Origin of the sequence: Nonomuraea sp. NPDC005983, assembly GCF_040614375.1 — a bacterium.
Lineage (GTDB): Bacteria > Actinomycetota > Actinomycetes > Streptosporangiales > Streptosporangiaceae > Nonomuraea.
The window spans coordinates 16,108-37,422 of record NZ_JBEXUP010000087.1 but is presented as its reverse complement, the minus strand read 5'-3'; the positions used below and the strand labels follow the sequence as shown (position 1 = coordinate 37,422).

Below are 21,315 nucleotides of genomic sequence, written 5' to 3'. Positions count from 1 at the left end.
GTCACCGGCGCGCAGCGCGGCGGCTTTGGCGAGTGCCGCGCGGGCCAGCGCGCGGGCGACCAGCCGACGGTCGCCGAGCCTGCGCGCCGCGGCTTCATCTGCGGCTCGCTCGACCGCGAACCGCACGGAGCGGGCGGTGGGGCGCAGGAGAGGGTTGGCCGCGGAGGCGAGGTGCGCCACCTGGACGTAGAGGTGGTGTCGGCCGGAGACGTGAGCCGCCTCGTGGGCGAACAGCACCCGGCTCTCCTCACCGTCCAGAGCGCGCAGCATGGCGGTCGTCACGACAACACGTGCGGGAGTTCCGGGCAGGGCTGGAAGCGTGTAGGCGTCCGGCACGGCGTCGGGCACGATGACGACCCCATCAGGGCCCGGTACCAGTCGCCGGGACGTACCCGCGACTCTGACCAACTCGCGAACCATCCGCGAGGTCGTGTGCAAACCCGCGATGAGCAGCAGCGCGGCGCAGATCCCAGCCATCGCCTCGGCGGCCACCGGCCACGGCTGCTGGGCGCCGAGCCGGCTCGCGGACCAGCTGCCGAGCAGCGCCACCTCAGGTACCTGCGCGAATGACAGGAACCCCAGCGTGGTCAGCACCGTCCCCGTGCCCATGGCCACGACCACCATCGCGACCGGAACCAGCCGGACAGCGACCCCCGGGTGCAGGGTCCGCGCGATCCACGGACCGAGCAGGCCGAGCACGAGATTGGCCACCAGCGGTGACCACACCAGCCACGCCACCGCTTACTCGCCCGATGTCCGGCGGGCGCTCCCCCGCCCCTGACGACCGTCTTCGAGGCCACGCAGCAGCTCGGTCAGCAGCTGCTCGTCCTCGGGACCGAGGTCAGCGACGAAGTGAGCGAGGACACCGGCACGGTCGCCGCCCTTCCCGAGCAGCCGGCTCATCTGCGCAGCCACGGCGATCGACTGCGCCGCCTCGGCGTCGGAGGCCACCCGGTAGGCGTAGGCCCGGCCGGCGGGCTCCCGCTCCGCCAGCCCTCGCTTGTGCAGCCGAGCGAGAGTGGTCATCACGGTGGTGTAGGCAAGCCCGCCACCGAGCTGGGTTTGCACCTCACCGGGGGTCAGCGGCCGACCGGCCTCGGTCAGGCAGGCCAGGATCTCCTGCTCCAGGACGCCCGGGGAACGCCTGCCCGACCTTCGTGACGACTCGGTCATTCCCACCCCCGGCGACTACTACAGATGTCAATCGTAGCTTGCACCGTCTGCGAGCTCACACCTGCAGGTGCTTCAGGGTCTTCTCGAGGGTGGTCATCGCCGCGCCACATCGCGCCTGGCTCGGGGCGCCGGCCCGCAGCGCGGTCAGCGCCCCGTCGATCGCGCCGTCCAGGGCGTGCCAGTCACTCGGCGAGCGGGGCTTGAGACCGGCCTCGGCGGCGTCCCAGGCCACCTCGAGATCCTTGATCCGAGCCTTCGCCCCGGCCAGGTCGCCCTTTGTGGTGCGCGCGTCGACGTCGTCGATGATGACGGCGAAGGACGACAGATCCCCGAGCTTGGGACTCGAGGCCTGCTTGACCGCCGCAGGAGAACCGGCGGGCCGGCCTGCGGCGCCTGCTGACATCCAGCCGCCGATCCCGACGACGGCGACAATGCCGGCCGCAGCCCACACCAGGTCCGCGGGCCGACCCAGGCTCGCCCTGCCCGACTTGCCCCCTGCGTGCGTGCCCGCGTGTCGAGCCCTGGCCGCGGCCACCTGCTCACGGACGACCAACGCGACGATGACGGCGAAGAACAGCACGCTGGTCCTGGTCGCGCCCAGACCGAGACCGCCGAGCGAGTGATCCTGGGTGAGCAGGTCGCCGACCGCGGCCCCCAGGGGACGAGTGAGGATGTAGGCGGCCCAGAACGCCGGCACCTGCCAGGCCTCGACCCGCCACAGCACCAGAGTGAGGACGAAGCCGCCGCCGAACAGCAGCGCACCGTTGCGGAACCCGAGGCTCAACGACTCGGTCGCCAGGTCACCGGCCGCGGTACCCAGCGCGAAGGTGGTCAGGATGGCCGCCCAGTAGAACGCCTCCCGCCGCGGCGTGTTGATCGCGGTGATCGACAGCGTCATCTCCTGCCGATACCAGACGGTGAAGACCACGGCCAAAAGCACCGCGAACAGCGTCGTACTGACGTACAGGCTGATCCCGAGCGTGTCGGTGAGGAAGTCGGTGATCTGCGTTCCCGAGATGCTCACCAAGACCACGGACAGCCAGTAGATCCACGGGGTGTAGCGGCGGGAGGACGCCTGCAGGACCAGGGCCGCCGCCAGGACGGCGAACACCAGACCATCGGTCAGCACCGGGCCGAGCCCGACGTTGACCGTGAGGTAGTCCGCGAACGTCTCCCCCACCGTCGTCGAAAGGATCTTGATAACCCAGAAGGTCGCTGTGACCAGGGGCACCTTGCTGGCCATCTGCCGTCGCCGAGGTGGGGCAGAGGTGGACACCATGCGCACGCTCCAGACAGGGAAGGGACACGGTCACTGGCACCCAGGAGCACCAGCCGCAGCAGATACTACTCGCTCGAATAGTAGCAAGGGACGGAACGTCCCCATCGAGCCAGCCAGCCCGGAAGCCCTCGACGAAACCGGGCGAGCAGCAGCGCGGCCGTCCGGTGCGCCCGATGAACAGCCCGAACCACGTCCTGAGCGCCTGCCGCCTGGCCCAGACCCGGCCTGCGCGGTGCGTCGTGGCGGCGAAGGTAAGCGCCGCGCTAACCGAGTGCTGAGCGGGCGCTGTAACGTCCCTCCATACCGTGCGTTCATGAGATCAGGCAGCAGAACGACAGTCCGGGTGCCGGTCTCCGCCGCGTTTGTCTGCCTGGGGGTGGTCGTCGGCTTCGCCGCGCGCACGCCCGCGTGGACCGCGGCGGACACGAGCGTGACCCAGGCGGTGCAGTCGCTGCGCGGCCCCTGGCTGACCGCACTGGCGCAGGTCCTGAACGTGGGCTTCGGCACCGTCGTCGGAACGGTCCTGGCCGCCGTACTCGTCGTGGGTCTCGCCGTCTCGGGACGGTCGCGTGACGCCGGAGGCGCGCTGCTGGTGATCGCCGCCGGGTGGGGCGTGAGCGCGCTGGTCAAGGTCGTCGTCGCCCGCCCCCGGCCCCCGGCGCTCCACGCCCTGGTGCAGGAGCTCGGCCCGGACAGCTTTCCCAGCGGTCACGTGTGCCTGACCCTGTCGTTCGTGATCGCCGTGGCGTTGCTGGCCAGGAAGACCCGGTTCTTCTGGCCCGTCGTGGCGGCGGGCGGCGTGCTCGTGGCCGGCCAGATGACCGCCAGGGTCTATCTCGGGGCGCACTATCCCACCGACACCCTAGGTTCGATCATCCTGACTCCGGCCGCCATCCACCTGGCCGCCAACGCGCGACGGCTCGGCGTGCTCCTGCTGCGCGCGGACAACCGCCGCAGGGCGCGCGGGGCCAGCCTGCCCAGCACCCGGCAGGTGAAGATCCTCCTGTTGCACGCGCACGGCATGGGCGGCACCATCAGGACCGCCTTCAACCTCGCGGGCACGCTGGCGGCCGATCACGACGTGGAGATCATCAGCGTCATCAAGACCAAGGACAGGCCCTTCTTCGAGGTGCCGCCGGGCGTTCACGTCACCTTCCTGGACGACCGCATGGGCCGCCGCCCCCGCGGTCCGCGGCTCGCACGCCTGCTGCGCAGCCGCCTCATCCCGCCGGACGAGGCCGCGTACGACAGGTTCGACCTGCGCAGCGACCTGGCCCTGCTGCGCTTCCTGCGCGGGCTGCGCACCGGCGTCCTGATCAGCACCCGGCCCGGGCTCAATCTGGCCGCCGCCCTGCTGGCCCCGCCCGGCGTGATCACGATCGGGCAGGAGCACGTCGGCTTCGGCTCGCACAAGCCCACCGTCCGCGAGATGATCTCCCGCAGGTACGGCAGGCTCGACGCGCTCGTCACCCTGACCGAGGCCGACCTGGACGCCTACCACGAGGCCCTGGGCCCCCGCGCGCCCCGTCACCTGCTGCGCATCCCCAACGCCACCCCGCCCCTCACCGGCGGCCCCTCCCCCTTGAGCGCCAAGAGCGTCATCGCTGTCGGCCGCCTGGTCAAGGTCAAGGGCTTCGACCTGCTCCTGCGCGCCTGGGAGCGGGCCAGCGCCGTACACCCCGGCTGGACGCTGCGCATTGTCGGCTCAGGGCCAGAACGCGCCCGCCTCCTCAAGCTGGTCGGCGAGCTCGGCCTGACCGGCTCGGTCGAACTTCCCGGCCCTTCGCGCGACGTCGGTGCCGAGCTCGACGACGCCTCGGTCTTCGTGCTCAGCTCCCGTCACGAGGGATTCCCGATGACCATCCTGGAGGCGCTGAGCAAGGGCGTGCCCGTCGTCGCCTTCGACTGCCCGCACGGCCCCGGCGAGATCATCACCCACGGCCACGACGGACTGCTCGTCCCCCGGCGGGACGTCGCCGCCCTGGCCGCGGCGATCGGCGTCCTCCTCGACAACGAGGACGAGCGCCACATGATGGGAACGGCCGCGCTGGCCACCTCCAAGCAGTACGACCCGGACGTCATCGGCCGGCGCTGGACCGAACTGCTGGCCGAGCTGGAAGCGGGCCTCTGAGCCGCGCAGCCTGCCGCCAGCCCGGCCGTGGTCAGGGCGATGACGCTCTGCCGTACCTTCATAGTCGTCACGCTGTGAGCACGCCGGGCAGCGCCCGCTGAGCCACGGGTTAGCGGGGCGCTTACCTTGCTTCTGCCAGGCTGGAGGGGTGACAGCACAGGGCGTGCCACTGCGGCATCGGGTGCTCGTGGTGATCTTGAGCGTGACCGCCCTGGCCGTCGCGCTGTTCCTGGTGCCGCTGGCCGTCGCGGTGAAACTGCTCTACCACGACCAGACGGTGGCCGCGCTGCAACGCGACGCCGCCTGGGTCGCCGCCGCGGTCCCCGACGAGCCGCGGGTGCCGTTGAAACTGCCGACCGGCCTGTCAGGCGAGCTGGCCATCGGCGGCTACAGCGTGCAGGGCACCCGGGTGTTCGGCAACGGCCCCACCCACTCCAGCCTGGCCGCCTCCAGCAAGGACGGCCGCGTGCACGACACGGTGGAGGGCGGGTTCCTGGCCGTGTCCGCACCCGTCCCCTCCGACGAGGGCCCCGCGCTGGTCATCCGCGTCGCGACGCCGAACTCCGAAGTCGAGGAGCGCATCCACGACGCATGGCTGCTCATGGGCGGGCTCGCACTGACCGTGATCGCCCTGGCCGCGGCCGCTGCCGTACGCCAGTCGGCCCGGCTCGCCACCCCGCTGGAGCGGCTGACCGTCGCGGCGCAGGCGCTCGGCGGCGGCGACTTCAGCGTCCGCACCTCCCCTTCCGGGCTGCGTGAGGCAGACCAGGCCGGGCAGGCGCTGGAGTCGACGGCGCGCCGCCTCGGCGACGTGCTCGCCCGCGAGCGGGCCTTCAGCGCCGACGTCTCCCACCAGCTGCGCACCGGGCTGACCGGCCTGCTGCTCGGCCTGGACTCGGCGCTGTCCCGCCCCGGCGCGGACCTGGCCCCGGCCGTCCGGGCCGCGCTGACCAGAGGCGAGCGGCTGCAGGAGGTCATCGACGATCTCGTACGGCTCAGCCGCGACGCTCGCGTGCCGAGCGAGCGGCTCGACGTGGATGCGCTGCTGGAGGAGGTCCGGCAGGAGTGGCACGGCCCGCTGGCCGAGCAGGGCCGCCGCCTGACCATCACCGTGGAGCCCGGGCTGCCGCCGGTGACGGCCCAGCCCGCGGCCGTCCGGCAGATCCTGCGCGTCCTGCTCGACAACGCCCTGCGCCACGGCCAGGGAGAGGTCATGGTCACCGTCGCCGACGTGGGCCCCGGGCTGGCCGTCGAGGTGAGTGATCATGGGCCGGGCCTGGCCGAAGGGGCGGACCCGTTCGTCAGGGCCAGCGGCCGCAGCCACGGCATCGGCCTGGCCCTGGCCCGCTCGCTGGCCGAGGCCGAGGGCGGCAGGCTGGTGCTCAGCCGGATCAGCCCGCCGCTGTTCAGCCTGCTGCTGCCCGGCCACGACAGCTGACGGATCATGCCTCGTAGCGGTAGCCGCGCCCCCGCACCGTGACGATCCGCTCCATCCCCTCCCCCTGCTCGGCCAGCTTGCGGCGCAGCGCGAACACGTGCACATCCAGCGTCTTGGTGGGGCCGAACCAGTTTTCGTCCCACACCTCGTCCATGAGCTGCTCGCGCGTCACCACCTCGCCCGCCCGGCTGACCAGCGCCGTCAGCAGGTCGAACTCCTTGGGCCGCAACGCCAGCTCCGCCTGTCCGACGTAGGCGCGCCGGGCCGCGACGTCGAGCCGCAGCCGCCCGGCGCTCAACATGCGCTCCCCCGGCGCGGGGCCGCGCCGCCGCAGGTGGGCGCGGATCCTGGCCATGAGCTCGGTCAGCCGGAACGGCTTGGTCAGGTAGTCGTCGGCCCCCGCGTCGAGCGCCACCACGACCTCGAACTCCTGGGTGCGGGCCGTGAGCACGACGATCACCGTGTCTGGTGTCCTCGAGCGCAGCCGCCGGCACAGGGTCACCCCGTCAACGTCGGGCAACCCCAGGTCCAGCAGGACGAGATCCGGCTGGTGCCGCTCGGCCGCCCGCAGCGCCTCGGCCCCGTCCGCGGCCGGCTCCGCCTCGTAGCCCTGGGCGGTCAGGGCCTCGACCAGCTCGGACCTGATGACCAGGTCGTCCTCCACGACCAGCACACACGTCATGCGCCCGATGGTATGGGCTGCCCCGTCAAGGGAGTCTGCGCCTTCAGGCGAGCGGAACCTGACGTGAAACCTTCCTGCGGTGCACGGCTGTCGCCGCCCCAACTCCTCACGGGATCCGCCGTCGCCCTGGTCCTTCTGATTCCCGTCGCCCTGGCTCTGGGCTGGTTCGTCGCCGGCCGGTTCCTGCATCCGCTGCGCGCCATCACCGCCACCGCCACAATCATCTCCGCCGGCGACCTCCACCGGCGCCTTGACCTCGGCGATCCCACGGACGAGCTGACCGAGCTCGGCCACACCCTCGACGACCTGTTCGCCCGCCTTGAGGCCTCCTTCGACGCCCAACGCCACTTCGTCGCCAACGCCTCCCACGAGTTGCGCACCCCTCTGGCCGGCCTGCGTACCCTGCTTGAAGTCGCTCTCGCCGACCCCGATGCCGACACCGACACCCTGCGTTCGGCCTGCCAGGAGGCCCTCGCTCTGGGCGGACACCAGGAGCGGCTCGTCCAAGCACTGCTCGCTCTGGCCACCAGCGAGCGCGGCGTCACCCGCCGGGACACCCTCGACCTCGCCCACGTCGTCGAAGGCGTGCTCGCCTCCCGCCGCGACCAAGCAACGCAGAAAGGCATTGACCTCACCGAACACCTGACGCCCGCAGTGACGTCCGGAGACCCCAGACTGATCGAAAGCCTCGTCGCCAACCTCGTCGACAACGCCATCCGCCACAACCACGCGGACGGGCAGGTAAAGGTCACCACGCAGACCTCCGGCACGCAGGTGGCCCTTACGGTCACCAACAGCGGGCCAGTCATCCCCGACAATCAGATCCAGCGCCTCTTTCACCCGTTCCAGAAACTGGCGCCTGATCGTCATGGCAGCCGCGACGGCTACGGCCTCGGCCTCGCCATCGTCAACGCCGTCACGCAAGCTCACCACGCCACCCTCACCACCAGCGCACGCCCAGAAGGCGGCTTGTCCATCACCGTGCGGTTCTCGCGCGGATCTCATCCGAGCCGTCCCTAACGTCAGGTGCCGGCGTACAGGAAGTACAGAAACCCCGAACCAGCATTCTCCTCATTCCGGGCTTGACCTTGCCCCAAGGTCAGGGTTCGACGATGGTCCGCATGAGCAACGCACTGCACACCGTCGAAGCCCAGATCCGCGAGCAGGCCGCCGCCTACTGCGAGTCCAACAACGTCCCCGGGTTCGTCGCCGGCGTCTACCACGCCGGCGAGCAGATCGTCGTCGCCCACGGCACCGCGAACGTCGCCACCGGCGCACCGATGCTCGAAGACACCGGATTCCTCTTCGGCTCTGTCACCAAGGTCCTGACCACCACGCTGGTCCTGCAGCAGGTCGACCGTGGGCTGTTGGACCTCGACACGCCGGTGGTGGAGCACCTTCCCGAATTCGCCCTGACCGCACCGGGCGCGGCGGACAAGATCCTGGTCCGCCACCTGATCTCACACACCAACGGCATCGATGCGGACCTGTTCTTCCCCGACGCCAAGGGCCGCGACGCCCTGAAGACCTACGTCAACGGCCTCGCGAGCAGCTGCGGCACCCTGTTCGTACCTGGCGAGCAGCTCAGCTACTCCAACGGCGGCATGATCGTTGCTGGCCGCCTACTGGAAGTGGTGACCGGCACGCCCTTCCCCGACCTGCTCGAGCGCGATGTCTACGCACCCGTCGGCATGAAGGACTCCAGCACCTCAGCCGAGCAGGCCATCCTGCGCGGCACGGCTGTCGGCCACTTCCTGGACCCCGAGACCATGGCGGCCAAGCCCACAGGCATGTTCATGCTGCCCGACACCTGGGGGCCGGCCGGTGGCACGCCGATCGGCACCGTCGCCGACCTGCTCGCCTTCGGACGCACCCACCTCGCGGGCGGTGTGTCCCCCTCCGGCACACGTGTCCTGTCGACCGAGTCGACCGCGCTGATGCAGCAGGTCTCACACGACATGGCGACCCCGAACGTCCCGCCGATGGGCCTGGGCTGGGTGCGATACCCGTTCGGCGACACGACCGTCCTCGCCATGTCAGGCGCGTCGCCCGGCGGCGTGTCCATCTTGTGCGTCGCACCCGAACACGACCTGGTCTTCACCGCCTTCGGCAACACCTCGGGGGCGATCATGCTGCAGGACCAGATCCTGCAGTGGCTCCTGAGCGAGCATCTCGGCGTCCAGATCCGCACTCTGGTCACCGAATCGGAGCAGGACGTCGACCTCACCCCATACGTGGGCACCTACCGTTCCCATCAGCTCCGCATCGACGTCAGCATCGCCGAAGGTCAGCTCGAGGAGCGGACGACCTACGAACCGGCGGACGAATCACAGAAGCAGATCTTCACCGAGTTCGCCGGCGGCATGACCTCCGCCCCGCCACAGCGCTACGTGCCGATCCGGCCCGGCCTTTTCGCGCCCGCCGGATACCCACTGGAGACGTTCGACGGGTACCTTCGACTGCTGCTCGTCTCCTACCACGACGTCCGCGACGGCCAAGCGCGCTTCCGCAACGGCGGCGGCCGCCTGACCCGACGGGCTTGACCGTTCCGAATGACCTGATCACCGAGTGGAAGGACGTCCAGCGTGATCACGATTGGCCGGCTCGCGGACTACGCCGGGGTGACCATCAAAGCCATCCGCCACTATCACGAGCGCGGTCTGCTCGCCGAGCCCGACCGCGACTCGTCCGGCTACCGGCGCTACACCGCCAAGGACGCCATCGACCTCGTCAAGATCAGAACCCTGGCCAATGCGGGCGTGCCACTGGCCCGCATCAAAGACCTTCTTGACGCCGACCCGGACGCGCTCACGGCGGCCATCGCCGAGATCGACCACAATCTCCAAGACCGCATCGCGCAGCTGCGGCGAACCCGCGATCAACTCGCCCAGCTGCGCGGCGACGACCGGCTCTTCGTCTCCCCGGAGGTCGCCGACTATCTCGACGATCTGCGCGGACTCGGCGTCAGCGAGCGCCAGATGCACCTGGAACGCGACGGCTGGATCCTTATGCAAACGGCCTCACCCGAGGACGCCTCACTGTGGATCGCCGAGAAACGCGAGCTCATGACCGATCCCGAGTTCCGCGTCCTCTACCTCGAACATGACGCCGCCTACGACTGGCCGCCGAACGATCCCCGCCTCCCCGCCCTCGCGGACCGTACGCAGACCTGGTTCACCGATCATCACAGCCGATCCGAGACCCGCCCCGTCCACAACGCGGCTTTCGCACGGCTGGCGGCATCCCAGCCCGGAGCCTCATCCCCAGCTTGGGACCGCCTCGCCCAACTCATGCAAGGCTAGCCTCGTTCGAAGGGGCGGTAGAGGCCCGGGCCGATGATGCGTGACGAACACAGGGCGCCGTACGCCCACTGCCCGCCGGCGCCCGCAGCGCCGTAGACGGCCGACCGCTCACAGGCGTGTATCTACCGCTCGGCGTGCTCCGCGTGCCGTTGGGCGGCAACCGGCGTCCACTCGCCGAACCGAGCGCCACCGGGCACTGCTGGACGTCCGCTTCGAGGCCATGATCCGAAGACCGCCAAAATTGTCCGACGAAGTGCGGTATAGGAGGAAACGTCCCAATGCCCCCCACCTCCGCCTCTCCCGACGCCCCCATCCCCACTGGATTCGCGATCCGTCCGTCACGCCGGACCGTCCTGGCCGGCGGCGCCGGAGCCCTCGCCGCCGCGCTCATCCCCACCACCGCCACGCGCGCCCGGGCCGACGACGTCCTCGGCGACGGCGGCAACACCTCCGTCGCGTCTGGCACCGACTTCGCCGTCGCCCCCTCCCCCGACGGTCGCAGCCTCGCCCTCGACATGCTCGGCGTCCTCTGGATCTGCTCAGCCTCCGGCGGCACCGCCCGCCGGCTCACCAGCGACCTGTACGACATCGCCCAACCCGACTGGTCTCCGGACGGGTCCACCATCGTGTTCCAGTCGTACCGCGACGGGGTCTTCAACCTGTGGACGATCCGGCCCGACGGATCCGCGATCACCCAGCTGACCACCGGCCCGTTCGACCACCGCGAGCCCCGGTACAGCCCGGACGGGCGCACCATCGTCTACTCCTCCGATGCCGGCGGCAGCTACGGCATCCACCTGCTGGACATCGCCACCGGTGCGACCCGTGTCCTGGCCGACACGTCCGCCGAGGAGTACGAGCCGGCCTGGTCACCCGACGGGACCAAAGTCGCGTTCGTCGTCGCCGACACCAGGATCGACGTCGTCGACGTGGCCACCGGCGCCCGCAGCACCGCAGTCACCGTCCCCGCCGGCCAGGTCATCCACCAGCCGTCCTGGATGCCGAACGGAACCGACATCGCCTACCATCTCTTCCGAGCTGGGGCCAACGACTTGGCCAGCACCGCGGGCGCGCTCGTCACCGGCGAGGAGGTCTTCCCGTTCCGCGCCCGGTTCACCCCGGATGGACGCTACTTCTACACCTCCGCCGGCACCGTCCGGGCCCGCCGCCTCGGCTCCACGTCCGCCGGCACGATCGGCTTCACCGCCGCGCTGACCGCGACCACTCCGGCCTACAAGAAGAGGGTCCGCGTCTTCGACGCGCCCGGCGCGTTCCCGGTCGTCGGCATCGGCAGCCCGACGGTGTCCCCGGACGGGTCCGCCATCGCTTTCCGCGCCCTCAACGACATCTACCTGATGCGGATCGGGGACAAGCCGATCCCCTTGTTCCGCGACCGATGGTGGAAGGCCGACCCGGACTTCTCCCCAGACGGGCGGCAGCTGGCCTTCGTCACCGACCGCACCGGCACCCTCAACATCTGGGTCCGCGACCTGGCCGGCGGCACCGACCGGCAGCTGACCCACCTGACCGACTCCGCCGCCCTCTCGGTCCGGTGGTCACCGGATGGGAAGGAGATGGCCTACCTGGACGAGGACGGCGCGCTGTGGGTCCTCGACGTCGCCACCGGCGACATCCAGAAGGTCTTCGACGCCACCTTCGAACCAGGCCGGCCGACCTGGTCGCCGGATGGGAAGACGATCGCCTTAGCCGCGGTCGTGCCGTACTCGCGACGCTACCGTGAGGGCCTGTCCAAGATCCTTCTCGTCGACCGGGCAACAGGTGCAGGTACCTACGTCGACCCGGCCCCGCACCGGTCCCTGCAGACCCGCGGCGACGACGGTCCCGTCTGGTCACCGGACGGCACCATGCTCGCCTTCGCCATGGAGTCGCTCCTGTGGGTCCTGCCCGTCGACAAGACCGGACGTCCCACCGGCCCGGCCCGTCAGGTCACCCGAGAGCTGTCCGACGCCCCGACCTGGACCGGCGACTCCACCACCCTGCTCTATCTGAACGGCGGACGGCTGAAGACCGTCCGCGTCGACGGCAGGTCCGGCCGGTCCATCCCGGTGCAGCTGTTCTGGCGCAACGCCCCCGGCCCCGACCAGGTCGTCGTTCACGCCAGCCGCATGTGGGACGGCGTCTCCGCGACCGTCGCCCGAGACGTCGACATTGTCGTACGCGGCCAGCGCATCACCGCAATCGAGCCGCACCGAGACGGACGGCCTGGCACCCTGATCGACGCCAGCGACAAGTTCGTCATGCCCGGGCTGATCGACATCCACCACCACCGCGAAATGCAGGGCTACGCCTACGGGTCACGGCAGGGCCCGCTGTGGCTCGCCCTCGGCATCACGACGACCCGCTCCCCCGGCTCGCCGGCCTACCACATGGTCGAGGAGCGTGAGTCGGTCCAGTCCGGAGCCAGGCTCGCGCCGCGCTACCTGGGCACCGGCGAAGCCATCGACGGACCGCGCATCTACTACAACTTCATGCGCCCGACGTTCTCCAACGACCAGCTGCGACTCGAGCTCGACCGGGCCGCCAACCTCGACTACGACCTGATGAAGTGCTACGTGCGGCTGCCGGTCGTCTGGCACAAGCAGGTCATCGACTGGGCCCACCGTAACGGCAAACAGGTCACGTCCCACTACCATTACCCGGCGATCGCGATGGGCGGCGACCAGACCGAGCATGTCGGCGCGACCAACCGGTTCGGCTACTCACGCACCGTCACCAATGTCGGCTCCGGATACTCGGACGTCATCTCCATGTTCAACGCGTCGAAGATGGCCCGCACCCCCACCTTGTTCAGCTCCAGCACCCTTTACAAGGAGGACACCTCGCTGGTCACCGACGAACGGACCCGCAGGCTCTATCCGAACTGGCGGATGGCCAAGCTACAGGCGTCGGTCACCTCCGCGCAGACCACCGATCAGACGGTGACCAGGGCGAACCTGGCCAACCAGGTCGCGCAGCTGGTGGCGATGGTCCGCGGCGGCGGCGTCGTCACCGCCGGCACCGACGCACCGATCGATCACCTCGGGGTCAGCCTGCACATGAACCTGAGAGCCATGGTCAAGTACGGCCTGACCCCCTTGGAGACGCTCACCACCGCGACCAGCACGTCCGGGGCGTACCTCGGCCAACCGCTGGGCAGGATCGGCAAGGGCATGTATGCCGACCTGGCCATCGTCGACGGCGATCCCCTGTCCAGAATCGAGGACGCCGCGAACGTCACCGCTGTCATCGTCGGCGGGACGCACCACACGGTCGAGCAACTGCTCGCGCCGTACCCGTCGTCCACGGCCACCGACCAGGCTGCGCCCCGCGCCTCGGCCCCCCGCGGCAAGGTCAAGGCCCGCGTCCCCGCCCACCCGAGCACCGCAGGCTTCTGGTGGAACAACCCCGCCGAGCTGGAGAAGGCCCGCGTCTCCTGCGACCACGACCACCACTAGCCAGGGCCCGGCTAAAAGACAGGTTGCGTAGATCGTGACCGATATGTCGTGAGGCCTCTGGTAGCGGGTTCGTCGACCAAGAAGACCCTGATGCCAGAGGCCTCGTGGCCACCTCAGCCAGGACACCGTGCGGGCCCTGCGCCGACCTGCTCGATGCCGCCGCGAACCAGCCAGGCCAAGGGACTCGGCCGGGCACTCGACCGCTTCTGGGCCGCCCTACCCGGGGCGCCCAAGGCACTGAACGCCGGCTGCGTCAGCGTGCTCCGGCTGCGCGGAGGAGGGCGGCCACCTTGGTCTGGTCTTTGGCGAGGGCGTGGGCGAGCGGGGTGACGCCGTCGCGGTCGGCGAGGTTGACGTCGGCGCCGGCGGCGATGAGCAGGGCGACGATCTCCTGGTGCGGGAGGCCGCCGTCGCCGAGGATGACGGCTTCCAGCAGGCCGGTCCAGCCGAGGTCGTTGACGTGGTCGACGTTGATGCCGGTCTTCAGCACCTCGCGAACGTAGTCCACGTGCCCGCGCTCGCAGGCCGGGATGAGCGAGATGCCGCCGTAGCGGTTCCGTATGGTCAGGTCCGGCCGCGCCGGGAGCAGGGTCTTGAGCATCGCGACGCTTCCCGTGACGCCGGTGACCAGCCAGGGCGTGTCCTGGTTGGAGTCCTGGGCGTTCGGGTCAGCGCCGGCCGCGACCAGCACGTCGGCGGCCTCGATGTGGTCGGCCGCCACGGCAAGCAGCAGGGCGGTGCGACGGAGCCCGTCGCGGGCCTCGATGTCGGCCCCGGCCGCGAGCGCGTCGCGGACGCCCGCGGCGTCACCTCGCGCGGCACGCGCCAGTAGTTCCTCGTTGAGCACAGCTTCTCCTCTCACCTTGCAGCCACCGCACGCCGCGAGCAGCAGGCCGAGCCCGGTGGTCAGGATAGCTCGGCGCGTCATCCACATCGTCCCTCCCCGACACCACCGGACTCGGCGGCGGAAGATCGGCGTCGTTCGGCGGTTCATCGGTGCCCCGACGACTGCTCGCGGCGGGGTTCTCAGCGCAGCTGGCCGGCGACCGCCTTGAGACCCGCCTGGGCGATGGCCTCGTCGATGTCGCCGCTCGGCGCTCCGCCGACACCGATGCCCGCGATGGGGGCGTCACCGGAGGCGACGGGAACGCCACCGGCGAGGAAGAGGGTGCCGGGGATGTCGGCGATGCTCACGCCCCCGCCGGTCACGCCCTTGCCGAGCTCACTGGTCGTCCTGCCGAAAGAGACCGCGGTGAAGGCCTTGCGCCTGGCCGACTCCTCGGTCTGCGGGCCTGCGCCGTCGCCTTTCAGCACCAGCCGAGTCGCGCCGGATCGGTCGACGATCGCGACCGTGACGCGCTGCTTCTGCTTGACGGCCTCCTTCATCGCGGCATCGGCGATCTTCAGGGCGGCGTCGGCGGAGAGCACGCCGGTCTGCACGACGGCCGGCGCAGCGAGTCCGCTCGCGGCGGGAGCGGCCTGCGCGGGAGAGGTGACGGCGGTGCCGACGCCGAGGGTGCCGGCCATGATGGCCAGCCCCGAAACAGTGCCGGCGATCAAGCGGGAGCGGGCGGAACCTGTCATTGTTTCTCCAGTTCAGCATGGTGGGATCGGGCACACTCCAGCTTTCCGGCGGCGTCGCCTCAGGCCATCGCGAGCATGGACGATTGCTGGGCGCCGAGCGGTTGAGACGGCGGTCAACCGATCGGTTGATGCGCCGCCGTCCCGGTGGGTCCGATCCTCGGCAGGAGATAACGTCGGAGCGGACCGGACAAGGAGGGCGATGAGGGAACGTATTTGGCTCAACTGGGCTATGCATGTGGGGTTCTACCTGCTGATCGTGGCATCCGCCCTGCGGCTGGTGTCGCGGCACGGCGTGAACCCGCGGACCGTCGCCGCGCTGGCCGTCTGCGGCCTCCTCGCCCTGGCCTACGCGGCCGGCATCGCCTTCTGGAACCACCTCGGGCGCAGGCGTGGCCTGGTCTGGCTGGGGGCCGTGGCCGCGGTCTGGCTCGCGCTGGTGGTACTCGCGCCGTCGTTCAGCTGGTGCGCGGTTCCCCTGCTCTTCCTGTGTCTGCGGTTGCTGAACGCCCGCGGTTTCGCGGTGGCCACCGCGGCCCTCACACTGGTTGTGATCGCGGCGCAGCTCAAGATCGCTCAGGAGGTCGACCCCAGCCTGATTCTCGCGCCGATCGGCGTCGCCACCATGACAACGGTGATCTTCTGGGAGCTCCGGCGTGAGAGTGTCGCCCGGCAGCTCCTCATCGACGACCTGATCAGCACGCGGGGGACGCTGGCCGAGTCCCGGCACCAGACCGGCGTCCTGGAGGAGCGCGAGCGACTGGCCAGGGAGATCCACGACACCCTCGCCCAGGGGCTGACCAGCATGGGCATCCTCCTCCAGGCCGCCGACCGGATGTGGGCGTCCGATCCGGAGCTGGCCCACGCCCACGTACGGCGGGCCGCCGCGGCCGCGGCGGAGAACTTGGACGAGGCCCGGCGGTTCGTCCGCGACCTCCAGCCCCCGGCTCTGGTGGACGCCTCGCTGCCCGAGGCGCTCGCCCGGCTGTGCGCGAGCGCCGATGACGATGCCGGGCTGGACGTGCGCTTCCGGCGCGAGGGCGAGCCCTACCCGCTGGAGCCTGACGTCCAGGCGGCGCTGCTCCGGGTCGCCCAGGGCGCGTTGGCCAACGTCCGCGACCACTCTGGCGCGGGAACGGCCGTGGTGACCCTGTCCTACCTCGACGGCGAGGTCACGCTGGACGTGTTCGACCACGGCGTCGGATTCACCGAGCCCACCCCGGCCCCCGGCCGGGGATACGGGCTGCGGGCGATGCGCGACCGGCTGGCGGAGGTGGACGGCCTCCTGGTCGTCGAGAGCGTTCCCGGCGAGGGCACGGCGGTCGCGGCCACGGTCCCCGTCAAGTGGACCGCCGAGGCACCTCATGTCCCGCACGGGGCGCGAGCGGATGACAGGGATGGCGCGGCAGGTCGGGTGGGCACGCGATGAGGCTGTTTCTGGTGGACGACCATCCAGTGGTCCGGGCGGGACTGGTGGCGCTGCTCGGCGGTGAGCCCGACATGGAGATCGTCGGCGAGGCTGCCGGCGGGGCGGAGGCGCTGCGGGGCATCACGGCGCGCGAGCCGGATGTCGTGCTCATGGACCTGCAGCTCGGCGACGGCATCGACGGGGTGGAGGTCACCCGGCGGATCCGGGAGTTGCCCTCACCGCCGCAGGTCCTGGTGCTGACGACGTACGAGAGCGACGCGGACATCATGCGGGCCATCGACGCGGGGGCCACCGGTTACCTGCTCAAGGCGTGCCCGCCGGACGAACTGTTCCAGGGCATCCGGGCCGCGGCCAGGGGCGAGACCGTGCTGTCCACCAAGGTGGCGACCCGGATGATGAAGCGGATGCGCGACCCCGGCACCGCGTTGAGCGCCCGCGAAGTCGAGATCCTGGAGCTGCTGGCCAGCGGCGAGGGCAACCGCGAAATCGCCAGGCGGCTCTTCATCACCGAGGCGACGGTCAAGACCCATCTGGTGCACATCTACAGCAAGCTGGGCGTGGAGACGCGCACCGCCGCGGTCACCGCCGCGGTCGAGCGGCGTCTCATCAGGCTTCCCTGAAACGGCGAGAGCTCCTCGACGTCACGCCACAAGGCATCGACGACATCACCGCGGCGACGGCCATCGCCGCGGTGGCCCTTCAGAGCGCCCTCGCCGCACTGCCGGACAACGAGAACCTGCCGCCGACCATGCGCTGGGCCACCCGGATGGCCGCCGATGCCGGGGGGCTGATCTGCGCTGACGCGATCGCGTGTACCTTGTGACAGGAGTTTTGCCGGCCCCCATTTCGGCTGGGTGCACTTCGAGCTCGGGGAGCATGCAGGTACTGAGGTGGTCAGCGTGATCTGGGGAAGGCGGCACGCAGTCGGGACCCGTTGACGATGAAAGCGGCTGCGGCGATGGCGAGGGCGCATGCGGCCTGCATCATGACGAACCACGCCGGGAGGATACCGGGGATCAGGTCGATGGCGATGATCGCGGGCGGCATGATGATCGAGATGATGCGCACGCGGAGATAGGCCCATCGTGCTCCCCGTGAGGCTAGGACCGTCAGCCAGTAGGTCACGGCGGCGCTCGCGAGCACTCCGGCTGATCGGCCCCACATGAACGAGGTCACCGTTTGGTCGTTGATCGCGAGGATGGCGACCGTGATGAGGACCGCGGCACTGAGCGCGCCGTAGGCCGCGACGAGGATCTTCACCTTGCCGAAGGCTCGTCGGGTGCGTGGGTGGTCGAGGGGGGCGGCCTCGGCCGTGGTGTGAGTGGTGGTTTCCATGTCTCGTCCTTCCTTTACGTCGTCTGGCGTGGTGTCGACGTTAGGGAGCGCACGGGTGGCGCGGTATCGGCCTGGACGTACGGGTGGGTGGGGCCAGGCCTACTTCAGCGCCGATCCGGCGGGGGCCAGGCTCCGTGCGGTGCACAGTGGAAACGCCAAGCCGTACCGGCCAGATCGGCGCATTCGCAGGAGACGCGGTGCCACGGTCGGGTCATGAAGTGAGAAGGAAGGATCATGCGACAGCTGGTGTCGTGGGTGGCGAGTGCCTGTGTGGGGTTCGTGCGAGCGTGCGTCGTGGTGGCCGTCAGCATGCTGGTCCCGGCCGTGTGGGCGGCTGCCGTGGCGCTGGGGATCTGGTGGGGTGGAGGGACCTGGATACCGGCGATCTTTTGGGCGTGTTTTGGCACTTTCGCCCTGTCTCGCCAGGTCTGCCGGATGTTCCGCCACCTCGTCGCGAAGTGGACGGGCACCGTCATCCCCGCCGGATATCGGCAGGCCGGGCCGGTGGCCCGCATGTCGACCGGGTACTGGTGGAACGGTTTCTCCTATACGCGTTCCAGCAAGCGAGCCCACGAAGAGCAGCGGTGGCGGACACGGTGGAGCGACCCCGCCAGCTGGCGTGATCTGCGGTTCGCCGGGATCGCGCCGATCACCGTGGGCCTGATCACGGCCATCCCGCCGGCCGCAGTGGTGGCGGCGGTCCTCGGGCTCAGCCAATCAGCGCTACCCGCGCGCCTTGCCGGGGTGCTCGGCCTGATCGTGGCGGTCGCGAGTGCCCCGTACGCCTGGCGGTCCATCGAGCCGGTGGCCGTCCGCTTCCTGCGCGCGTCGTCCGCGATGGCGCTGGCGGACCGGGTGGATGAGCTGACGGCCCAGCGCGCGGATACGACGGTCGCGCAGGCCGCCGAGATCCGCCGGATCGAGCGGGACCTGCACGACGGAGCGCAGGCACGCTTGGTCTCGCTCGGGCTCTCGTTGGCGACTGCGGAGAAGCTGATGGAGACCGACCCCGACCAGGCCAGGGCGCTGCTGCGGCAAGCGCGAGCCGGCGCCGCCACGTCACTGACCGAGCTCCGCGAGCTGGTCAAGGGCATCAACCCGCCGGTGCTGAGCGAGCGAGGGCTCATCGACGCCGTTCGCGCTCTGGCCTTGGACAGCCCGCTCGAAGCGGCTGTCAGCGCCGACGTCCAGCTACGCCTGGACCCGCCGATCGAGTCCGCCCTGTACTTCGGAGTCGCCGAACTGCTGACCAACGCGGTCAAGCACGCCCATGCGACCCGGGCGCGGATCTCCATCGCCCGGGACGACACCGGCATCGTCGTCGATGTCGAAGACAACGGCCGGGGTGGGGCCGGCGTGCGAGCCGGCGGTGGACTTGCGGGGCTGCACCGCCGCCTCGCGGTCTTCGACGGCACTCTGGAGATCACCAGTCCGGCAGGCGGTCCGACCCATGTGAAGATGGTGGTGCCATGCGAATCGTTGTAGCCGAAGACCTCTACCTCCTGCGCGACGGGATGATCCGCCTCATCGAGGCGTACGGACACCAGGTGGTGGCGACGGCGACCACCGGGCCTGAGACGCTCGACGCGCTGCTGAAGTGGCGGCCGGATGTTTCCATCGTCGACGTCCGCATGCCGCCGACCCAGTCGGATGAGGGCCTGCGGGCGGCTCTTGCCGCCCGCCGCGAACTGCCCGGACTGCCGATCCTGATCCTTTCTCAGCACGTCGAGCAGCTGTATGCCCGCGAACTCCTGGCCGACGGCTCCGGCGGCATCGGCTATCTCCTCAAAGAGAGCGTGTTCGACGCCGATCAGTTCATCGATGCTCTGGAACGCGTCGCCGGCGGCGGGACCGCCATGGACCCAGCTGTCATCGCCAAATTGCTGTCCAGCGGGTCCTCGAACCGACGGCTCGAACGGCTCACCGAACGCGAATACTCCGTGCTCAGCCTCATGGCCGAAGGATTGTCCAATCAGGCCATCGGCCAGCGGCTCTTCCTCAGTGAAAGCGCCATCAGCAAGTACACCACCTCCATGTTCGACAAACTCGGCATCACCGATGACGACAACAACAACCGCCGCGTCCTCGCCGTCCTCACCTACCTGAACAAGCCCTGACGTGCTTCTCGGGCGGGTGCGCCCAGTCAACGGCTCTGTCGCAGATCAGGTGGCGGCGGAACGTCCTCGTACGTCACGCCCCCTGGTCGGGCGCTGATTGACGAACACTCAGCGCCCGAGCTCGGCGAAATATGCTCGCCGACTTCAGGAGTAGCCCGCTAATGTCGCGCGAATGGGTACCGATCTTCTTCCTTTGCTCTGGTTGTCGGGACCTTCGGGTGTCGGGAAGTCATCCGTGGGCTGGGAGATATTCGCGCAACTGAGCCGCAGCGGCGTCAAGGCGGCTTTTGTCGACAGCGACCAGATCAGCCTGTGCTATCCCGCACCGGAGGGTGGCACCCATCGAATCCGTGCGCACAACCTGGCCGCCTTGTGGGCCAACTTGCAGCGGGAAGGTATGCAATGCCTGGTCCTTGCTGGTTTTGTCGATACTCCGGAGGAGGTTCGCGAGTACACCGGCCTTCTTCCCGACGCCATGTTCTCCTTGTGCCGGCTGCGGGTCGCCAGCGCTGAGCTGAGGGAACGGTTCCTTGCGCGAGGATGGCGTCCGGATCTGGTCGAAGAGGCCGTGGCTGAGGCGGAGGCGCTGGATCGTGGCCGCTTCCCCGACGTGTGCGTGGATACCGACGGCTTGGCGGTGTCCGAGGTGGCCCAGTTGGTGCGTGAGCGGATGGGGGGATGGCCGTGGGCCCGTCCCGCCGCGACGCCCCGCGGCCTCGTCGATCGCCAGGATGACACGCCGCCGCCGCAGGTTGATGCCGTCCTTGCTTCGGCGAAGGTTCCCCTGCTGTGGTTCTCCGGTGCAACGGCGGTCGGGAAATCCACGATCGGCTATGAGGTCTTCAGGCACATCTACCGGGCCGGCGTGCGAGTTGCCTATGTCGACGTGAAGCAGATCGCCGCACTGCGTCTCTCCGCGGACGACGATGCGGACAGGTACCGCCTCAAGACCCGCAATCTCGCGGCCCTCTGGGCCCGATATCGCGCGGTTGGGGCCGAGTATCTGATCGTCTCCGGGGAGCCCGACTCCGACGAAACCGTCCGCGGCTACGCCGACTTGCTTCCCGATATGGCGCTGACGGTGTGCCGTCTCCACGCGTCCCCTGCCACGCTGCTCGGGCGCGTCGCGCAGCGTGGCAGGGGAGGCGGGCCAGCGTTGCCGGGTGACCAGATGAAGGGGCTGGACCAGAGCGCCCTGCGCCGCGTCGCCGAGCAGGCGGCGCGCGAGGCCGAGGCGCTCGACCGTGCTGGAGCAGGCGATCTGCGCATCGACACTGACGGCCGGTCGGTTCAACAGGTAGCTGCGGAAGTAATGGTCCGCCTTGAATTGGCACCGGGCCTGGACCGACAGTCATATCGTAACTCCATGTAATGTTATGACTACATAGAGTGA

At 69.8% G+C, this 21,315-nt stretch carries 19 protein-coding genes; 12 read left to right on the top strand and 7 right to left on the bottom strand.

Going from position 1 to position 21,315, the window contains the following annotated elements; all coding sequences use genetic code 11:
- The 3 genes from ABZ297_RS31005 to ABZ297_RS30995 form a co-directional block, all read right to left on the bottom strand.
- Window positions 1-738, bottom strand: a 738-nt coding sequence (locus tag ABZ297_RS31005) for a M48 family metalloprotease (RefSeq protein WP_355353310.1), incomplete at its 3' end; no start/stop codon positions are given.
- A gap of 3 nt (window positions 739-741) precedes the next feature.
- Complete coding sequence (locus tag ABZ297_RS31000) at window positions 742-1,173, bottom strand: BlaI/MecI/CopY family transcriptional regulator (protein ID WP_355353307.1); 432 nt, start codon at window positions 1,171-1,173, stop codon at window positions 742-744.
- A 55-nt stretch (window positions 1,174-1,228) separates the two neighbouring features.
- A complete protein-coding gene (locus ABZ297_RS30995) occupies window positions 1,229-2,452 on the bottom strand; it encodes a hypothetical protein (RefSeq protein WP_355353304.1) in 1,224 nt (407 codons plus the stop codon).
- A 313-nt stretch (window positions 2,453-2,765) separates the two neighbouring features.
- Between ABZ297_RS30995 and ABZ297_RS30990 the strand changes: the two genes are divergently transcribed.
- On the top strand, window positions 2,766-4,583 hold the full coding sequence (locus tag ABZ297_RS30990; RefSeq protein WP_355353301.1) for a glycosyltransferase: 1,818 nt from the start codon (window positions 2,766-2,768) through the stop codon (window positions 4,581-4,583).
- A 148-nt stretch (window positions 4,584-4,731) separates the two neighbouring features.
- Entirely contained in the window at window positions 4,732-6,021 is a 1,290-nt protein-coding gene (locus ABZ297_RS30985; protein ID WP_355353298.1) for a HAMP domain-containing sensor histidine kinase, read from the top strand.
- Window positions 6,022-6,025: 4 nt separating this feature from the next.
- On the opposite strand, the gene ABZ297_RS30980 is transcribed toward ABZ297_RS30985, so the two are convergent.
- Window positions 6,026-6,703, bottom strand: a complete 678-nt coding sequence (locus ABZ297_RS30980) for a response regulator transcription factor (RefSeq protein WP_355353296.1) — start codon at window positions 6,701-6,703, stop codon at window positions 6,026-6,028.
- Between the two features lie 12 nt (window positions 6,704-6,715).
- On the opposite strand from ABZ297_RS30980, the gene ABZ297_RS30975 reads away from it, so the two are divergent.
- The 4 genes from ABZ297_RS30975 to ABZ297_RS30960 all read left to right on the top strand — a co-directional run bounded on the left by ABZ297_RS30975 (window position 6,716) and on the right by ABZ297_RS30960 (window position 13,460).
- Window positions 6,716-7,723: a HAMP domain-containing sensor histidine kinase gene (locus ABZ297_RS30975; RefSeq protein WP_355353295.1), complete on the top strand. Its 1,008-nt coding sequence runs from the start codon at window positions 6,716-6,718 to the stop codon at window positions 7,721-7,723.
- A gap of 101 nt (window positions 7,724-7,824) precedes the next feature.
- A complete protein-coding gene (locus ABZ297_RS30970; protein ID WP_355353292.1) occupies window positions 7,825-9,246 on the top strand; it encodes a serine hydrolase domain-containing protein in 1,422 nt (473 codons plus the stop codon).
- 42 nt (window positions 9,247-9,288) lie between these two features.
- Window positions 9,289-10,005 (top strand): MerR family transcriptional regulator, encoded by a 717-nt coding sequence (locus ABZ297_RS30965; protein WP_355353289.1) that lies wholly within the window; start codon window positions 9,289-9,291, stop codon window positions 10,003-10,005.
- 278 nt (window positions 10,006-10,283) lie between these two features.
- On the top strand, window positions 10,284-13,460 hold the full coding sequence (locus tag ABZ297_RS30960; RefSeq protein ID WP_355353286.1) for an amidohydrolase family protein: 3,177 nt from the start codon (window positions 10,284-10,286) through the stop codon (window positions 13,458-13,460).
- 253 nt (window positions 13,461-13,713) lie between these two features.
- On the opposite strand, the gene ABZ297_RS30955 is transcribed toward ABZ297_RS30960, so the two are convergent.
- A complete protein-coding gene (locus ABZ297_RS30955; protein WP_355353283.1) occupies window positions 13,714-14,388 on the bottom strand; it encodes an ankyrin repeat domain-containing protein in 675 nt (224 codons plus the stop codon).
- A gap of 98 nt (window positions 14,389-14,486) precedes the next feature.
- Window positions 14,487-15,044 (bottom strand): heme-binding protein, encoded by a 558-nt coding sequence (locus tag ABZ297_RS30950; RefSeq protein ID WP_355353280.1) that lies wholly within the window; start codon window positions 15,042-15,044, stop codon window positions 14,487-14,489.
- 199 nt (window positions 15,045-15,243) lie between these two features.
- Between ABZ297_RS30950 and ABZ297_RS30945 the strand changes: the two genes are divergently transcribed.
- The 3 genes from ABZ297_RS30945 to ABZ297_RS30935 all read left to right on the top strand — a co-directional run bounded on the left by ABZ297_RS30945 (window position 15,244) and on the right by ABZ297_RS30935 (window position 17,293).
- Complete coding sequence (locus ABZ297_RS30945; protein WP_355353277.1) at window positions 15,244-16,470, top strand: sensor histidine kinase; 1,227 nt, start codon at window positions 15,244-15,246, stop codon at window positions 16,468-16,470.
- Window positions 16,467-17,090 (top strand): response regulator transcription factor, encoded by a 624-nt coding sequence (locus tag ABZ297_RS30940; RefSeq protein ID WP_355353274.1) that lies wholly within the window; start codon window positions 16,467-16,469, stop codon window positions 17,088-17,090. Before ABZ297_RS30945 ends, ABZ297_RS30940 begins: the two co-directional genes overlap by 4 nt.
- 71 nt (window positions 17,091-17,161) lie before the next feature.
- Window positions 17,162-17,293 carry a hypothetical protein gene (locus ABZ297_RS30935; protein ID WP_355353271.1) on the top strand — a complete coding sequence of 44 codons (132 nt, stop codon included), beginning with the start codon at window positions 17,162-17,164 and terminating at the stop codon, window positions 17,291-17,293.
- A 71-nt stretch (window positions 17,294-17,364) separates the two neighbouring features.
- On the opposite strand, the gene ABZ297_RS30930 is transcribed toward ABZ297_RS30935, so the two are convergent.
- Window positions 17,365-17,805 (bottom strand): hypothetical protein, encoded by a 441-nt coding sequence (locus ABZ297_RS30930; RefSeq protein ID WP_355353268.1) that lies wholly within the window; start codon window positions 17,803-17,805, stop codon window positions 17,365-17,367.
- A gap of 234 nt (window positions 17,806-18,039) precedes the next feature.
- Here ABZ297_RS30930 and ABZ297_RS30925 point away from each other — a divergent pair, with 234 nt between their 5' ends.
- The 3 genes from ABZ297_RS30925 to ABZ297_RS30915 all read left to right on the top strand — a co-directional run bounded on the left by ABZ297_RS30925 (window position 18,040) and on the right by ABZ297_RS30915 (window position 21,294).
- Complete coding sequence (locus ABZ297_RS30925; RefSeq protein WP_355353265.1) at window positions 18,040-19,290, top strand: histidine kinase; 1,251 nt, start codon at window positions 18,040-18,042, stop codon at window positions 19,288-19,290.
- Window positions 19,275-19,922 carry a response regulator transcription factor gene (locus tag ABZ297_RS30920; protein WP_355353262.1) on the top strand — a complete coding sequence of 216 codons (648 nt, stop codon included), beginning with the start codon at window positions 19,275-19,277 and terminating at the stop codon, window positions 19,920-19,922. The genes ABZ297_RS30925 and ABZ297_RS30920 overlap by 16 nt, the downstream gene beginning before the upstream one ends.
- Window positions 19,923-20,094: 172 nt before the next feature.
- Window positions 20,095-21,294 carry a hypothetical protein gene (locus ABZ297_RS30915; protein WP_355353259.1) on the top strand — a complete coding sequence of 400 codons (1,200 nt, stop codon included), beginning with the start codon at window positions 20,095-20,097 and terminating at the stop codon, window positions 21,292-21,294.
- The last annotated feature ends 21 nt before the right edge of the window (window positions 21,295-21,315 follow it).

Excerpts from the sequence above, each read along its gene's own strand:
- ABZ297_RS30945 (WP_355353277.1), top strand. The coding sequence starts at position 15,244 with ATGAGGGAACGTATTTGGCTCAACTGGGCTATGCATGTGGGGTTCTAC.
- ABZ297_RS30995 (WP_355353304.1), bottom strand. The coding sequence starts at position 2,452 with ATGGTGTCCACCTCTGCCCCACCTCGGCGACGGCAGATGGCCAGCAAG.
- ABZ297_RS30925 (WP_355353265.1), top strand. The coding sequence starts at position 18,040 with ATGCGACAGCTGGTGTCGTGGGTGGCGAGTGCCTGTGTGGGGTTCGTG.
- ABZ297_RS30975 (WP_355353295.1), top strand. The coding sequence starts at position 6,716 with ATGGGCTGCCCCGTCAAGGGAGTCTGCGCCTTCAGGCGAGCGGAACCT.
- ABZ297_RS31000 (WP_355353307.1), bottom strand. The coding sequence starts at position 1,173 with ATGACCGAGTCGTCACGAAGGTCGGGCAGGCGTTCCCCGGGCGTCCTG.
- ABZ297_RS30970 (WP_355353292.1), top strand. The coding sequence starts at position 7,825 with ATGAGCAACGCACTGCACACCGTCGAAGCCCAGATCCGCGAGCAGGCC.
- ABZ297_RS30990 (WP_355353301.1), top strand. The coding sequence starts at position 2,766 with ATGAGATCAGGCAGCAGAACGACAGTCCGGGTGCCGGTCTCCGCCGCG.
- ABZ297_RS30920 (WP_355353262.1), top strand. The coding sequence starts at position 19,275 with ATGCGAATCGTTGTAGCCGAAGACCTCTACCTCCTGCGCGACGGGATG.
- ABZ297_RS30960 (WP_355353286.1), top strand. The coding sequence starts at position 10,284 with ATGCCCCCCACCTCCGCCTCTCCCGACGCCCCCATCCCCACTGGATTC.
- ABZ297_RS30940 (WP_355353274.1), top strand. The coding sequence starts at position 16,467 with ATGAGGCTGTTTCTGGTGGACGACCATCCAGTGGTCCGGGCGGGACTG.
- ABZ297_RS30950 (WP_355353280.1), bottom strand. The coding sequence starts at position 15,044 with ATGACAGGTTCCGCCCGCTCCCGCTTGATCGCCGGCACTGTTTCGGGG.
- ABZ297_RS30980 (WP_355353296.1), bottom strand. The coding sequence starts at position 6,703 with ATGACGTGTGTGCTGGTCGTGGAGGACGACCTGGTCATCAGGTCCGAG.
- ABZ297_RS30955 (WP_355353283.1), bottom strand. The coding sequence starts at position 14,388 with ATGACGCGCCGAGCTATCCTGACCACCGGGCTCGGCCTGCTGCTCGCG.
- ABZ297_RS30930 (WP_355353268.1), bottom strand. The coding sequence starts at position 17,805 with ATGGAAACCACCACTCACACCACGGCCGAGGCCGCCCCCCTCGACCAC.
- ABZ297_RS30915 (WP_355353259.1), top strand. The coding sequence starts at position 20,095 with ATGGGTACCGATCTTCTTCCTTTGCTCTGGTTGTCGGGACCTTCGGGT.